Annotated in this window: 12 protein-coding genes, 2 tRNA genes and 1 rRNA gene; 13 read left to right on the forward strand and 2 right to left on the reverse strand. The window is 36.2% G+C overall.

Annotation, left to right across the window (positions count from 1 at the left end; translation table 11 throughout):
* Complete coding sequence (locus tag BR77_RS12060; protein ID WP_015077736.1) at positions 1-2,409, reverse strand: glycoside hydrolase family 3 C-terminal domain-containing protein; 2,409 nt, start codon at positions 2,407-2,409, stop codon at positions 1-3.
* A 296-nt stretch (positions 2,410-2,705) separates the two neighbouring features.
* Here BR77_RS12060 and BR77_RS12065 point away from each other — a divergent pair, with 296 nt between their 5' ends.
* From BR77_RS12065 to nrdF, 9 genes are all read left to right on the forward strand, one after another.
* Complete coding sequence (locus tag BR77_RS12065; RefSeq protein WP_010052125.1) at positions 2,706-3,407, forward strand: LytR/AlgR family response regulator transcription factor; 702 nt, start codon at positions 2,706-2,708, stop codon at positions 3,405-3,407.
* A gap of 1 nt (position 3,408) precedes the next feature.
* The gene (locus tag BR77_RS12070) at positions 3,409-4,725 is read left to right on the forward strand and encodes an ATP-binding protein (RefSeq protein WP_015077735.1); all 1,317 of its coding nucleotides are present in this window, start codon (positions 3,409-3,411) and stop codon (positions 4,723-4,725) included.
* 118 nt (positions 4,726-4,843) lie between these two features.
* Entirely contained in the window at positions 4,844-5,041 is a 198-nt protein-coding gene (locus BR77_RS12075) for a hypothetical protein (protein WP_010052128.1), read from the forward strand.
* 210 nt (positions 5,042-5,251) lie between these two features.
* Entirely contained in the window at positions 5,252-5,806 is a 555-nt protein-coding gene (locus BR77_RS12080) for a DUF5067 domain-containing protein (RefSeq protein ID WP_035065146.1), read from the forward strand.
* Positions 5,807-5,896: 90 nt separating this feature from the next.
* Positions 5,897-6,727 (forward strand): hypothetical protein, encoded by an 831-nt coding sequence (locus BR77_RS12085; RefSeq protein WP_015077732.1) that lies wholly within the window; start codon positions 5,897-5,899, stop codon positions 6,725-6,727.
* Positions 6,728-7,039: 312 nt separating this feature from the next.
* Complete coding sequence (gene nrdH, locus BR77_RS12090; protein ID WP_010052133.1) at positions 7,040-7,273, forward strand: glutaredoxin-like protein NrdH; 234 nt, start codon at positions 7,040-7,042, stop codon at positions 7,271-7,273.
* A 2-nt stretch (positions 7,274-7,275) separates the two neighbouring features.
* Positions 7,276-7,656, forward strand: coding sequence for a class Ib ribonucleoside-diphosphate reductase assembly flavoprotein NrdI (gene nrdI / locus BR77_RS12095; RefSeq protein WP_010052135.1), 381 nt, complete (start codon positions 7,276-7,278; stop codon positions 7,654-7,656).
* A complete protein-coding gene (gene nrdE, locus BR77_RS12100) occupies positions 7,634-9,808 on the forward strand; it encodes a class 1b ribonucleoside-diphosphate reductase subunit alpha (RefSeq protein ID WP_015077731.1) in 2,175 nt (724 codons plus the stop codon). The genes nrdI and nrdE overlap by 23 nt, the downstream gene beginning before the upstream one ends.
* Positions 9,809-9,877: 69 nt before the next feature.
* On the forward strand, positions 9,878-10,840 hold the full coding sequence (gene nrdF, locus BR77_RS12105) for a class 1b ribonucleoside-diphosphate reductase subunit beta (protein ID WP_010052137.1): 963 nt from the start codon (positions 9,878-9,880) through the stop codon (positions 10,838-10,840).
* 69 nt (positions 10,841-10,909) lie between these two features.
* On the opposite strand, the gene BR77_RS12110 is transcribed toward nrdF, so the two are convergent.
* Positions 10,910-12,289, reverse strand: coding sequence for a PTS sugar transporter subunit IIC (locus tag BR77_RS12110; protein WP_016356671.1), 1,380 nt, complete (start codon positions 12,287-12,289; stop codon positions 10,910-10,912).
* A gap of 199 nt (positions 12,290-12,488) precedes the next feature.
* On the opposite strand from BR77_RS12110, the gene BR77_RS12115 reads away from it, so the two are divergent.
* The 4 genes from BR77_RS12115 to BR77_RS12135 all read left to right on the forward strand — a co-directional run bounded on the left by BR77_RS12115 (position 12,489) and on the right by BR77_RS12135 (position 16,184).
* Positions 12,489-13,262: a MurR/RpiR family transcriptional regulator gene (locus BR77_RS12115; protein ID WP_015077729.1), complete on the forward strand. Its 774-nt coding sequence runs from the start codon at positions 12,489-12,491 to the stop codon at positions 13,260-13,262.
* Positions 13,263-14,336: 1,074 nt separating this feature from the next.
* Positions 14,337-15,891 (forward strand): 16S ribosomal RNA (locus tag BR77_RS12125).
* A gap of 110 nt (positions 15,892-16,001) precedes the next feature.
* Positions 16,002-16,075, forward strand: a tRNA-Ile gene (locus BR77_RS12130).
* Positions 16,076-16,111: 36 nt separating this feature from the next.
* Positions 16,112-16,184: transfer RNA gene (locus BR77_RS12135), tRNA-Ala, on the forward strand.
* Positions 16,185-16,406 lie beyond the last annotated feature (222 nt).

Consider the following 16,406-nt stretch of genomic DNA (forward strand, 5'->3'; position numbering starts at 1 on the left):
TTAAATACCTTGTTTTTGTCGTTTGCGGTTCATTCGTGTTGCTTTTAGTAATTGTTTTGTACCAAACCAAAAACGACCATTAATCATGACCATTAATCCTTCCATCATTGCAAAACTCATCAGTCCATCGGTCATTTTACTCACGGCTCTAAATGTCATATTATAGATAAACAAAACATTAAGATTGGGTTTCCCTTTTTTCTTGCTCTGTTTTAAAATACGATTTAAAATCTGATAAACAGCACGAGCTAGCCAGCTTTTGGCATAAGCAAGTTGGCTAATAGAATCATTGATTGTTAGAGTTTGTCCTTTTGTAAAAGGAGTTAAGCGTACTGCTCGACCAAGTATGAGCTCAAACTCGCTCATTGAGGAATTTTCAACCGCAGCAGTAAAATAGGAAGAAATAGCAGTAGGGTTATATGGAAGCGGAACTTGCTTACCCGATTGATAAATTGAACCGGTTAAGCGGATATCTTGGACATTTGTTCCAACTAGCAGATGATACGTTCCAGATTCGATCTCCCATGCTTTAGTTGCAGTATTATAATATCTAAATGTTTTATCATCAAAAGGTAGTTCCACCAACTGTTCTTCGCCAACCTCTAAAAACAGTTTTTTAAATCCTTTTAGCTCCTTGCTTGGTCGATAGATAGCATCAGATTGACAAGACACATAGAACTGAACAATTTCTGCACCAGCAACTGTGCCACTGTTTTTAATGAGACAACTGATGCCAGTTTCAGAAATTTGTAAATCAGAATACTCAAAATCTGTATAACTTAATCCAAATCCAAAAGGGTATTTGACGCTTTTATTGGCTGTTTCAAAATAACGATAGCCAATGTAAGGACCTTCCTGATAAATAGCTTGATTTGTTGAGCTAGGGTAATCTTTAGCAGAAGGCAAATCCCAATAGTCCACTGGATAAGTCTCACTTAATTTTCCGCTAGGTGAGTACTTTCCTGTTAAAATATCCAGCATAGCGCCGGCACCAGCTTGTCCAGCTAAATAACCATGGAGCACACCTTTGCTCGCTGTATCCCAACTCATATCAATGACGGATCCAGCTGATAAAATGGTTACAATTTGTGGATTTACCTCTGCGATAGCTGCGATTAAAGCTAATTGATTTTCTGGCAAAGATAAAGTCGTACGATCTAATCCCTCTGATTCGCTAATCTCATCCAAGCCAACATAAAGTAAAACGGTGTCGACTTTTTTCGCTAAAGCAACAGCTTCTGAAATCAAAGACTGATCACTAGTGGAACTACGTTTATATCCTTGAGCATAACCTTTAAAATTAAGCGGATAGGAGTCGATTAGCTCTAGTGTCGAATCTAATTTTGTTGGGTTAACAACTGAAGACCCAGCTCCTTGATATCTTGGTGTTTGGGCGAAATCCCCAATAATGGCGATGGACTCATCTGCTTGAAGCGGAAGAATATTTTCTTCATTTTTTAACAAAACAATGCTTTCACGAGCTGCTTTTTTTGCAACTTCATGATGCAGCTTGAAAGTACGCTCACTTTTATTTGTAGCATGTCTACTAGTCTCTAAAATTATCGTGAGTAGTTCATCGACACGTTCGTCTAAAATAGCTTCAGAAAGCTGCCCATTTTGAACCGCAGCAACAATTTCTGCTGCACCGTTTACTCCAGTTGAGGGCATTTCTAAATGACTGCCATTTTTTACTCCAAGGACATGGTCATTGCTCCCACCCCAGTCAGAGACAACAAATCCTGAAAATCCCCATTTATCTACTAAGATGTCACGTAGCAATTCTTTATCCTCATTGACATAGACGCCATTGACTTTATTATAGGCAGACATTATTGACTTAGCCTTGCCTTCTGTGACGGCAATTTCAAATCCAGTTAAATAAATTTCATGGAGAGTGCGCTCATCTATAATAGAATCAACGGTCATCCGTCTAGTTTCTTGACTATTTGCAGCAAAGTGTTTAGGACAAGCAACCACACCGTTTTCTTGGATTCCGCGTGTATAGGCAGCCGCCATTTTCCCAGCTTGATAGGGATCTTCACTGAAATATTCAAAATTACGTCCACAAAGAGGGTTGCGTTTGATATTTAAACCGGGCCCTAAAACCACATGGACATCACTATTACGAGCTTCTGCGCCTAGGCTCCTCCCAATTTCTTCACCTAACTCTTCATCCCAACTATTAGCAATAGTGGCTGCTGTCGGAAAACAAGTTGCTTTTAAACTGGCATTTAAGCCCAAGTGATCAGCAGCTCCTTCTTGTTTGCGCAAACCGTGGGGACCGTCAGATAGAAAAATAGATGGAATGCCTAGTTCTTCATAAGAAACAGTCTCCCAAGTGCTTTTGCCAGACATAAAAAAAGCCTTTTGTTGCAGTGTCATTTTATTAATTAACTCTGTATTGTTCATTGTTAGCCCTCTCTATCGATAAATTAACTTTTATAATCCCTTAGCAATAAGATTACGCTAGGGTGGAAAGATATAATTAAATTCAGTATAGCATTGGCGGAAACGGTTGCAATTAAGCGTGCATAATTTGAAAGATTTCCTTCATGTTCTGTCATGGGCTGTTGAAATACCCAAAAATTGCTAAAAATTGAAGGGGAAATAACTGGAAATTGACATCTAGCACATTTGAACTAATTTTGTTATACTAACGTCATCCAATAATTCTGTAGACTAAATAGAGAAAGGGTCGGAAATCAATGAAAATTGCAATTGTGGAGGATAATGAGGCGAACTATTTAACATTAAAACAGCATATTGACTCTTTTTTTAAAGCCCATAATTTAATCGGCACAATTGATTACTATCCTGATGGATTAGCATTAGTTAATTCCTTTAAAAACAACTATGACATTATTTATTTTGATGTTGAAATGGAGTTAATGGATGGCATGACTGCAGCAAAAAAGATTAGACAAATTGACGAAGAAGTATTAATTGTTTTTGTTACGAATTATGTGCAATGGGCAATTGAAGGATACACTGTCAATGCGACTGACTTTTTGCTTAAACCATTAAGTTATTTTAATTTTAGTGAGCATTTTAAAAAAATACAAAAGAGATTGAATCATAATGAACAAAAATATCTAACAATTAAAGCTGGAAGCGGTTTTACAAAAATTAAATTAAGTGAACTTTTTTTTATTGAAAGTGAGGGTCACTATCTTAAAATCCATACCCATGAGCAAACCTTTACACTGCTAGAATCTATGAAAAATATGGAAAAAAAGTTATTGGAAGAAGATTTCTTTCGTTGCAATAACTGTTACTTAGTTAACTTGAAATATGTTACAGGTATTGAAAAAAGTACGGCTAAAGTCGGTCACTATAATTTACAAATCAGTCGTCCTCGGAAAAAAGAGTTCTTAGAAGCTTTAACAGCTTATATTGGAGGCGAGTAAGTTGATCCAAGAAGTTTTACCCAATATTCCTAGGCACTATAGGGCTTTGGCTGAGTGGTTGACTTGTGTAGTGTTTATTTTTCCTCTGGCTGCTAAAAGAGAGCGTTGGCAATTCTTAGTTTTGTTAATGGGCGTTGGGCAATATGCGCTGCAAATGATGGTTGGTTCATGGCCCTTGCCTTTATGGATTCCCGGTATGGTTGTCAATGTTTGCTGGATGTTCTTAACAATTGTCGTCAGTAGTAAAATTAGTTTGAAAAATGCTAGCTATCTTTGTGCAAAAGCCTTTATTGTCGCAGAATTCACAGCATCATTTACTTGGCAGATGTATTGTCAGCTAATTTTGAATCGTGTGGCTAAAGGGGCATTTATTTCCATTTGGTTCCCTGTTTTGCTATATGCAATAATTCTAACTACTGTGTTTTTGGTTGAAAAAAGAGTAGAGCGAACAGATGTGAATTTAACTATTCAAAATAAAAATGTCTTTATTGCGATGTTAACTGCAGTGATTATTTTTTCTATTAGTAATATCGGTTTTATCATCTCAAGAACAGAATACTCTTTTGGTGATCCATTGTCCGTTTTTTTGATACGATCATTAATTAATTTTTGTGGTATCTGTATTTTATATATGCAAGAGAACCAACAATATGAACACCATTTACAAAATGAATTGAAGGCAGTTAATAATATCTTTCAAAATCATTATGAACAATATGTTGCTTATAAAGAAAGTGCTAGTTTGATTGAACGGAAAGTCCATGATTTAAAACATCAAATTGAAACAATTCGTTCAGAAGAAAATATCGAGAAGAAAGAAGCTTATCTTGAAGAAATGACGAAGGCGATTAATACATTTAGTTCTGATATTCATACAGGAAATGGAATTTTAGATACTATTTTGTCACGGAAAAATAGTTATTGTCTAGAACAAGATATTCGTTTTACTTGTATCGTGGAAGGGAAATTACTTAGTTTTCTAGATACTATGGATATTTGTAGCTTGTTTGGGAATGCTCTTGATAATGCAATTGAAGCTGTTTTAAGAAATGCTGAACTAGAGCAAAGACTAGTGAATTTACGCGTCTCAAAAAGGGGTGATTTTGTCATCATTTTGGTGGAAAACTATGTTCCAGACCTAGATGAACTTTCAGAAGGGCTGCCTGAAACAACTAAAACAAATAAAGATTACCATGGATATGGATTAAAAAGCATTGATTATATCGCTGGGAAGTATGAAGGGAATATGAATGTTTCTGTAAAAAATAATTGGTTTTTACTAAAAGTTCTTTTACCTCTTCCAGCTACATTAAATTGAATTTACTATAAAGAAAATCAGGCTAGGTCAGATAAATGTGCTTAGCCTGATTGGAATTAGAGGGGGCAAAAACTTGTAATTACTGATAAAACAAGGTATTCTATATAGAGAAGGGAAGGTGACGCTTATTAGTAAAAAGAACAATATTTTATCGTACCCAAAGTTTATCATACAGGCAGATGCAGATTTGAAAGAGCAAGGAGTAAAAACACACAATAAATCGCTTTATCAAATTTTAGTCGAAGCAAACATTTTAAATCAATCGGGAGAGCCGACAGAATGGATCATGGAAAATGGCCATTTAAAAGAAGCTTAGAAGGAGAGTGCAATGGCGCACTGTCTCTTTTTTTTGTCTTTAAGATCAATACATAATAAGTCTGTCCAAAAGCTATTTAGTTATTCTTAATTTGTGTAAAAAAGAAAAGAATAAAAGCAAACATTGAAATAAAAATATGGTATACTGTTCAAGTAACGTTCGTTTTTTGTTTTTATTTGCAAAATTTGGAACTGGAGGAGGAAGAAGACATTGAAAAAATGGAGGAAAATCAACATTTTTGCTTTGATGTTGGGACTCTTACTGCTAGTCGGTTGTGGAATGAGAAAAGAAGCAGAGCATGATGTTTCTAAAGATTTTACTTATGATAAAAAGGTAGAGATGGATCAAGTTGTAGAAGGTGAGGAGTACAGTGTTCGAGTGACGGGGTATAAAGTAATTCGAGATAGCGAGAATATGCCGGCTTTGATGATCTATTATGAATTTGTTAATAGTAGTGAAGAAGAAATTTCACCATATGACCTCTATATGGATGCTTATCAAACGAGTAAAATAGCAGACGGGGATACAGAGCTTTATGAAGCTGATATTTATGATGGGTTACTAGATGAAGAAGATTTAACTCTATTAAATAATACTTTTGAGCTGGTAGAGCCAGAAAGCCAATTAAAATGCGCAACTGTGTGGAAGTTAAGAAATAATAAATACCCGCTAGAAGTTGAAGTTTACAGTTATGAAGAAGAATATCTGGGGATCATTCAGATTGATATGCAAAAAGGAATTGTTGAAGGATCTACCGAGATTTAAGAAGCAAAGGGTACTTTTCCGTTAGTTGTGGTGAAAAGTACTTTTTAATTTGAATTCAAATAGAGTTAGAGTAAATAGGAGGATGGTTAGATGGAAAAAATAATAATAAGTGCTCTATTGATTTTCTCTCTTAGTCTATTTGTCCTCTCTCTTTGTTTACATATTCAGTTGAAGAAAAAAATCAAACGGTTGATGACTAAAAAGCCCAATACACGCCAACGAAAAGCGCAGTTGAGATGGAATCAGACTCAAAAAATGTTGAAGAAACGCCTAGCTAAACGCTTGATTTTTGTGATTTGTTTTGGTTTAGTAAGTTTAATGGTAGGTTTGACACTGCCATTCTATTCAGAAAACAGATTCAAAGCTAGCTCAGAGAGTACTTTCAAGACTGAAGTTAATGCTGACCAAAATCAACTTATTTTAAATACCCCTGAACAGTCGATTGAAAAAGATGAAGTCCCAGAAAAAACAGGAACACAAGAAAATCCACAGCCGTTTTCACAACCAGTAAGAGTGGCAGCAAATTTTTTAGATTTAAACACGATGACTTTTTTTCCTGCTGAATTGGAGGTTACTGTTTTAAACTCCATTCGTGGAGAAGAGGCGTGGCGTTTATTAGTTGGTGAAAATCAGTTTAATCCTGTGGCGCCAGCAGGTAAAGAATATATCTTGAATCGTTTGAAGTGTAAGATTGTCGCACCAGAAAATTCAACGGCAATCGCGAAATTCTCAGAGTTTGATTTTAGTTATTATTCAAAAGAGGGAAATCCTTATGAACGTGTGACAGTCATTGCTCCAGATCGCTTAGGATCGGAATTGGAAGTCAACGTTGAAAAAGAAGGCTATCTTTACGCTTTAATCGACAGTGGAGATGTGCCAGTCATTAATTATCAAAATAACTTATTTTTAGCAACGGAATGATTGGAAATAGCTAGTTGTAAATGTACGAAAAGTGTTGGATTAATTGTAGGAAAAAGTTAGAAATTTAAATAGCTAAAAAGTCAATAGTAAAATGAAGAAAAAAGGTTAAAATTTTTGAGCGAATAAGTTGCAAATCGGCAATTGTCTAAGCTATAATAGGGTTTCTTAAGTTTTTCTAAACGACTATATATGGTGTTTTTTAATAAAGTTTGCAAGTAGCGTATCTATATGTTGTGTTTAGTTGTGAGATGGCTTATAATGAATCTTGTCGATATAAAAAAACAATTATTTAACAAAATGGAGGCAGTAAAAATGAATAAAATCCACTTATATAGTAAACCAAATTGTCCACAATGTGACATGACAAAGTTTTTGTTAAAAAATGAAAATATAGAGTTCCACGAAAAGAATATTATGGAAGACGAAAGCCATTTAAATTATTTAAAAGATCTTGGCTATATGAGTGTTCCTGTAGTAATGGTGGAAGGAATTGAACCAATCGTTGGTTTCCAACCAGAACGTCTAAAAGAATTGAAAGCAATCTAATTATGAAAATCGTTTATTTTTCCTTAACCGGACAAACCAGACGTTTTGTAAAAAAATTAGACTTAGATAGCTATGAGGTCACTGAAACAAATCCTTTTTATCGTATTGAAGAGGACTATGTCGTAGTGGCCCCTACTTATGACATCGAAGTAACCGAATTGATTAATGATTTTATCGAGTATAGTGATAATCAAATGCACTTGAAAGGCGTAGCGGGTGGTGGAAACCTAAACTTCGCCAATCTTTTTGTCTTTACAGCAAAAGATTTAGCAAAAAAATACAACGTTCCAATGCTATTTGCATTTGAATTTAGTGGAACAGACTTAGATGTCATTAACTTTAAGAAAGAGGTTGATAAACTTGAACATAACAAAAATTCCTAAAGAACAAAACAACCCTAGCTATTTTAAATTAAATAATCAATTAAATATTCCAGTGAATGGAAAAATACCCATGCACAAAGATAAAGAAGCCGCTCGTGCTTACTTTTTGGAGCATGTAAATCCAAACACTGTTTTTTTTCATACATTAAGAGAAAAATTGGACTACTTACTAGAAAATGATTATATTGAAGAAGAGTTTATTTCTAAGTATTCATTTGAATTTATCAAGAAATTATTCCAAAAAACCTACGATCATAAATTCCGTTTCCGTTCATTTATGGGAGCTCATAAATTTTATACTCAATATGCTTTGAAAACGAATGATAATCAACGCTATTTAGAGCGTTATGAAGATAGAATTGCGTTTAATGCACTTTATTTTGCCGATGGCAATGAAGAACTAGCAATGGATTTAGCTGAAGAAATGATTACACAACGTTACCAACCTGCAACACCTTCATTCTTAAATGCTGGGCGTAAGCGTCGTGGTGAATTAGTTTCGTGTTTCTTGCTACAATTAACTGATGATATGAATAGTATTGGTCGTGGTATTAACAGCGCCCTACAATTATCAAGAATCGGTGGAGGCGTAGGGATTTCACTTTCTAACTTGCGTGCTGCTGGAGACCCAATCAAAGGCTATGAAGGCGCAGCAAGTGGCGTAGTTCCAGTTATGAAATTATTAGAAGATAGCTTTTCATACAGTAACCAACTAGGCCAACGTCAAGGAGCAGGAGCTGTGTATCTAAGTGTTTTCCATCCAGACGTTGTCGCATTTTTAGCAACTAAAAAAGAAAATGCGGATGAAAAAGTTCGTGTTAAAACATTGTCTCTTGGATTAGTTGTTCCAGACAAATTTTATGAATTGGCTAAAAATGATGATTATATGTATCTATTTAGCCCATACGATGTTGAGCGTATCTACGGAGAGCCTTTCTCGTATATTGATATCACAGAAAAATATGACGAGTTAGTGAATAATCCTGATATTAAAAAATCTAAGATTAAAGCACGTGACTTAGAAATAGAAATCAGTAAATTGCAACAAGAATCAGGTTATCCTTATGTGATTAATATTGATGCTGCTAACCGTAGCAATCCAATTAAAGGGAAAATCTTGATGAGTAACCTATGTTCAGAAATTTTACAAGTTCAAAAACCTTCTATTATTAATGATGACCAAAGCTATGAAGAAATTGGAACAGATATTAGCTGTAATTTAGGTTCAAGTAATATTGTGAATCTAATGGCTTCACCAGATTTTGGCCGTTCTGTTCGAACAATGACTCGTGCACTGACATTTATTACAGACAGTTCATCTGTTGCAGTAGTTCCTTCTGTTAAAAAAGGTAATGATCAAGCTCATACAATTGGTTTAGGAGCAATGGGACTGCATACGTATTTAGCTATGAATCAAATCCATTATGGCTCACCGGAATCAGTTGATTTCATTAATATTTATTTCTTATTATTAAATTACTGGACATTAGTTGAAAGTAATAATATTGCTAAAGAGCGCAATGAGACTTTTGTTGATTTTGCAGAGTCTAAATACGCAACAGGTGAGTACTTCGACAAATATATCGAAAAAGAATGGCAACCTGAGTCTCAACGTGTCCGCGAATTATTTGAAGGTATATTTATTCCAACCACAGAAGACTGGGAAAAATTACGTGATAATGTTAAAGAATTTGGCTTATACAATCAAAACCGTTTAGCGGTAGCACCAAATGGTTCTATTTCTTATGTGAACGAAACTAGTGCTAGTTTACACCCAATTACGCAAAGAATTGAAGAGCGTCAAGAAAAGAAAACGGGTAAAACGTATTATCCAGCACCATTCTTATCAGATGAAACAATGCCTTATTATAAATCAGCCTACGATATGGACATGCGTAAAGTAATCGATGTTTATGCAGCTGCTCAACAACATATTGATCAAGGAATGAGCTTAACCTTGTTTATGCGCTCAACAATTCCAGCAGGTTTATATGAATGGAAAGGCGAAAATGAGAAGCAAACTACAAGAGATCTAAGTATCTTACGTAACTATGCTTACCATAAAGGTTGTAAATCAATCTATTATATTCGTACCTTTACAGATGATACAGATGAAATCGGTAGTAATGCATGTGAAAGTTGCTCGATATAAGATTAAATAAAAGTTGAAATAGCGCACGTTAAACTGCGCTATTTTTCAAGATAGAAGGGATTTTAGACGATGACTGAATCAGAACAATATGCGGCGATAAATTGGAATAGTTTTGAAGATATTCTTGATAAAAAGACATGGGAAAAATTAACAGAACAATTTTGGTTAGATACACGAATTCCAATCTCAAATGATTTAGATGATTGGCGTAACCTATCAAGTATTGAAAAAACTTTAGTAGAACGCGTTTTTGGTGGATTAACTTTATTAGATACGCTTCAATCACAAGATGGAATCTCAGCTTTACGTCAAGATGTCCGTTCGCCTCATGAAGAAGCTGTATTAAATAATATTCAATTTATGGAATCTGTACATGCTAAGAGCTATTCTTCTATATTTAGTACATTAAATACGCCTAGAGAAATAGAAGAGATTTTCAACTGGACGAATTCAAATGTTTATTTGCAAGAAAAAGCAGCGATTATGAATGATATTTATCAAACAGGCTCGCCATTACAAAAGAAGGTAGCAAGTGTCTTCTTGGAAACTTTCTTATTCTATTCTGGTTTCTACACACCGTTATACTATCTAGGAATTAACAAATTGCCTAACGTTGCTGAAATCATTAAATTGATTATCCGTGACGAATCTGTCCATGGTACGTATATCGGTTATAAATTCCAACTAGGTTTCAATGAGTTATCAGAAGATGAACAAAAAAGTTTACAAGGCTGGATTTATGAATTATTGTATAAACTTTATGAAAATGAAGTGAAGTATACAGAATTATTATATGATACAGTTGGTTGGACTGAAGAAGTTAAAGTTTATTTACGTTATAATGGAAACAAAGCCTTAATGAATTTAGGTATGGCACCATTATTCCCTGATACAGCAGAAGATGTTAATCCAATTGTTATGAATGGAATGTCTGCTGGAACAAGTAACCATGATTTCTTCTCACAAGTTGGAAATGGCTATCTATTAGGAGTTGTTGAGCCAATGCAGAAAGAAGATTACGAAATTTTATAATTTGATTAACTAAAATACCGACTTAAACTTTTACAAAAGGTTTAAGTCGGTATTTTTTATTTTTTTAAATTAATCAACATCTTCTAGTTTTATTTTATTAGCAGCGATAACGAAAGGTGCCCAGATGACGAAAGCAATTGCTAGATTAACAATCGAAAGAATAATCGCACGCCAATCGCCACCAGTCGCTAGGAAGCCATTAACAATTGGTGGCATGACCCAAATGACACTAACAACTACAGGTGCGACTAGGCCAGTCATGGTAGCAAAGTAAGCTACACCAGCCATAACACAAGGAGCTAGAATGACAGGAATCATGTAAAGAGGATTCAAAACAATCGGCATACCGAACATAACAGGTTCATTAATATTAAAAATTCCTGGTCCAATACTTAAATTTGCTACAGCTCTTGAATCTGGACGCTTAGAAAAAACAAAGATTGCAACAATTAGCATTAATGTTGCGCCAGACCCGCCTGGCCAAACGAAAGCTTGGAACGTTCCTGAAACCCATTTGTAGGGGATGTCTTGGCCATTTTGAAAAGCATTCATATTTTGATTCATGGTATTTCCCCAAATAGTAGATAGAACTGGAGCCATGACGTTATCTCCATGAATCCCAAAGAACCATAGCAAATGAACTAGGAAAACAATGAGTAAAACGGCCCCGAAACCTTGAGATAAGTTTAGAAGAGGTTCTTGAATGGTAGATGTAATCCAGTCAATCATCGGCATACCAGTTAATTTAGAAAACCCATAATTGATGAGTCCGCAGGTATATAAAGCTACGCAAGCTGGAATAATAGCAGCGAAAGCTTTTGCCACAGCTGGTGGAACAGAATCAGGCATTTTAATTGTGATATTTGCTAACATTAATTTTGAAAAAATTACTACTGAAATAAAACCAAAGATAATCGCTGTAAATAATCCTGATCCGCCCATATGTGCGTCGAAGTTAAAAAAGCCCCAAGCGCTAGTGACGATAGTATTTCCATCAGTAACACTACCGCCAGCTTCATTAATCAATTTTACCATGTTACCAGGTATTTTTTCTGACAGAGCTAAATTTGTTGTTGCAGTTTGAGTTAAGCCCATAAAAAAAGCAGCTAAAGCCACGACAGCTCCGGACAAAGGATCGACATGATAAACTTTTGCTAAATTATAGCCAAGCGCAACTGCGAAGATCACTGCAACAATAGCTAAGCTACCAAGCCAAACATACCCATTAATGCCAATAATTGGTTCCATCGCAGTGACAAAACCAGTCCAACCCCAAGTAGTCGGGAAGTCACGTAAAAAAGCATTTAATAAGACGGCAATCGATCCAGCCATGGTCGCTGGCATAGTTCCGATAAAACCATCACGTAACGCAACTAAATGTTTTTCATTCCCGATTTTAGCAGCAATAGGAATGATATACTTCTCTAACCAATTCATTAATCCTTGCATCATTAAACCTCCATAGTTAAAATAATATAAGTGTAGCAACAAGTAAAGCGCTTTACACAAATCATTATAATGTTTAAAATACCCTTTTAACAGGTGTATTAAAGATAAGGAGATTCATTACTAAGGAAAGGAAAGCGTTACCTTTACGTTACGCCTTGTTACATGTTAAAATACTGGAGTAAGCTAGGGGGAATAAAATATGTTGTTTTTGGATAAAACGGTGGAATTAAATGATACTGAAATGGAGATCTATCATTATATCAGCGGGAACATTGATAAAGTTATTTTTATGAGAATTCGTGATTTAGCAGATGAAGTTCATTATAGTACGACCACCATCTTGCGTTTTTGTCGCAAATTTGACTGTCAGGGTTTCGCTGAATTTAGAATTAAGTTGCGAATGTTTCGTAAAAATCAAAAACAAATTCCAATTGATACGACAGATGAGACGACATATATTGATTTTTTGAACCGAACAGCACAACCTGAGTTTCAGCGTTCCGTTCAAGAAGTTGTAACGATTTTAGCTGAATCGGAACTGGTTATTTTTGTTGGAGTTGGATCATCGAAGCTGATGGCAGAGTATGGAGCTTTATATTTTTCTTCATTATTTCTCATGTCGATCCATATAGATGATTTATTTAATCATCCATTATATTATCTGTCGAACCAAGTATCTAAAAAATCTTGTTTGTTTATAGTTTCAGTTGATGGTGAGAACAAAGAAATAATTAAAAATATTCATCACTTAAAAATGCAAAATATAAAGGTTATATCTATAACCAACAGCGCTAAGTCCACCATTGCTAGACTATCAGATGCAAACATTTCCTACTATATAAATAAAGAACAATTTCAAGAGGCAAATATCACCTCGCAATTGCCAGCGTTGTATACGATTGAACTGGTGGGTAAAGAGATGCGTAAACAGCTAAATAGAACTAAAGATAGCATTGGGAATGACCTATTTTAAAGCTAGAAAGAAAAAGAGTAATTTTATTTGCTATCAAAATAAGATTACGGTATGCTAATGGTACCAATCTGATAAAGGAGTGGCAATAACCGTGAAAAATATGGATCAAAAGAAAGTTTTTAGTATGCTTAGCTCAATTTACTCAACTTTAATTATTCTTTTCTTAGTATTGTATTTTTTTACTAGGGATACAAATTCGTTATTAATTGATATCTGTTTGATTGGGTTACTAGTTATAGCTATCATTTTTGCAGTCATATTGTTTATCAATTATCGAAAACAAAAATCAACTAAATAAATGAGCTAGATGTAATGAAGTATAATTGCCTGAGTAAGTTAAGGTGATTATACTTTTTTGTTTTATATAAAAGTTGGTTGCTTCTTATTCCTTACTGAATGCGTTTGCATAAAAATTCAAAAATAGAGAATGCTAGTTAAAAATTAAAATAGATGCAATAAAAAAATAAAAAGCTTCGGTTGACTTTAATTTTACGCTAGTTAATTCTTTTAAAAAGAATGAAATATAGCAGAATTTTTTAGGAAAAAGTGAGGAATTAAAGAATAATCTAGATTGGAAATGAATTTTTTTCGTAAATTCATGAATAAAATAAACGATTTTGTGGAAATATACACCCTATGGAAATAAAGAATAAATTGGTAAGGAGTTTTTATCACGAACAATAAAGGTTAATCACATTGCTAAATTCGTATTTTAGTAGGAATAACTTTAGAAATTAGAATGTATTTTTATCTAATGTTCATCTTTAAATAAAAAAGATAAAAAAAGATAAAAAAGTGTTGACGAACCTTGTCATACTTGGTATATTAATACATGTCGTTACGACGTATTCGCGTCTCAACGAAAAATAAATTTTAAAAAAGTGTTGACAATCGAAAAGATATTTGCTAATATATAGAAGTTGTCAAAACGACAAACGAAACAACTTAGACCTTTGAAAACTGAACAAAGTAAGACGAACCAAATGTGTAGGATGACTCAACAAGGTTGAGTCAAACAAGCAAGAAAGTGAATAATTATTCGCTAGCAAAAACTAATGAGCTTCAAGCATCATTTTATATGAGAGTTTGATCCTGGCTCAGGACGAACGCTGGCGGCGTGCCTAATACATGCAAGTCGAACGCACGAAGTTGAAGAGCTTGCTCTTTAACCAAGTGAGTGGCGGACGGGTGAGTAACACGTGGGTAACCTGCCCATTAGAGGGGGATAACATTCGGAAACGGATGCTAATACCGCATAGTTTCAGGGATCGCATGATTCTTGAAGGAAAGGTGGCTTCGGCTACCACTAATGGATGGACCCGCGGCGTATTAGCTAGTTGGTGAGGTAATGGCTCACCAAGGCAATGATACGTAGCCGACCTGAGAGGGTGATCGGCCACACTGGGACTGAGACACGGCCCAGACTCCTACGGGAGGCAGCAGTAGGGAATCTTCCGCAATGGACGAAAGTCTGACGGAGCAACGCCGCGTGAGTGAAGAAGGTTTTCGGATCGTAAAACTCTGTTGTTAAAGAAGAACAAGGATGAGAGTAACTGCTCATCCCCTGACGGTATTTAACCAGAAAGCCACGGCTAACTACGTGCCAGCAGCCGCGGTAATACGTAGGTGGCAAGCGTTGTCCGGATTTATTGGGCGTAAAGCGAGCGCAGGCGGTTCTTTAAGTCTGATGTGAAAGCCCCCGGCTCAACCGGGGAGGGTCATTGGAAACTGGAGAACTTGAGTGCAGAAGAGGAGAGTGGAATTCCACGTGTAGCGGTGAAATGCGTAGATATGTGGAGGAACACCAGTGGCGAAGGCGACTCTCTGGTCTGTAACTGACGCTGAGGCTCGAAAGCGTGGGGAGCAAACAGGATTAGATACCCTGGTAGTCCACGCCGTAAACGATGAGTGCTAAGTGTTGGAGGGTTTCCGCCCTTCAGTGCTGCAGCTAACGCATTAAGCACTCCGCCTGGGGAGTACGGCCGCAAGGCTGAAACTCAAAGGAATTGACGGGGACCCGCACAAGCGGTGGAGCATGTGGTTTAATTCGAAGCAACGCGAAGAACCTTACCAGGTCTTGACATCCTTTGACCACTCTAGAGATAGAGCTTTCCCTTCGGGGACAAAGTGACAGGTGGTGCATGGTTGTCGTCAGCTCGTGTCGTGAGATGTTGGGTTAAGTCCCGCAACGAGCGCAACCCTTATTACTAGTTGCCAGCATTTAGTTGGGCACTCTAGTGAGACTGCCGGTGACAAACCGGAGGAAGGTGGGGATGACGTCAAATCATCATGCCCCTTATGACCTGGGCTACACACGTGCTACAATGGATGGTACAACGAGTCGCAAGGTCGCGAGGCCAAGCTAATCTCTTAAAGCCATTCTCAGTTCGGATTGTAGGCTGCAACTCGCCTACATGAAGCCGGAATCGCTAGTAATCGCGGATCAGAACGCCGCGGTGAATACGTTCCCGGGTCTTGTACACACCGCCCGTCACACCACGAGAGTTTGTAACACCCGAAGCCGGTGAGGTAACCTTTTAGGAGCCAGCCGTCTAAGGTGGGATAGATAATTGGGGTGAAGTCGTAACAAGGTAGCCGTATCGGAAGGTGCGGCTGGATCACCTCCTTTCTAAGGAATATTACGGAAATCCCACACATTCGTTTTTACTTTGTTCAGTTTTGAGAGGTCTAACTCTCAAATTGGTACTTATAAATAGTCTTTTAGAGTCCTAATTTCCTGGGCCTATAGCTCAGCTGGTTAGAGCGCACGCCTGATAAGCGTGAGGTCGATGGTTCGAGTCCATTTAGGCCCATTGGATTATTTATTTTTAATTAAATACCCTTAATAAGGGGCCTTAGCTCAGCTGGGAGAGCGCCTGCCTTGCACGCAGGAGGTCAGCGGTTCGATCCCGCTAGGCTCCATTGTAATCTGATTGCAGATTACAGAATTTGTTCTTTGAAAACTGGATACTGTTTAAAAAGTAATTAAAGTAAGAAACCGAGAAAACACCGCGTTTTAAATGAGTTTTTTAATTAGTTCTTATCGTAAGATAATGAATAAAATCATTGACTAACATCATGAGATTCCTTCGGGAATACCATCGATAAAAATTTAGTTGTAGTGGTTTCTAATTCGAGGACATG

The sequence above is a fragment of the Carnobacterium maltaromaticum DSM 20342 genome, assembly GCF_000744945.1.
GTDB classification, from domain to species: Bacteria; Bacillota; Bacilli; order Lactobacillales; family Carnobacteriaceae; genus Carnobacterium; species Carnobacterium maltaromaticum.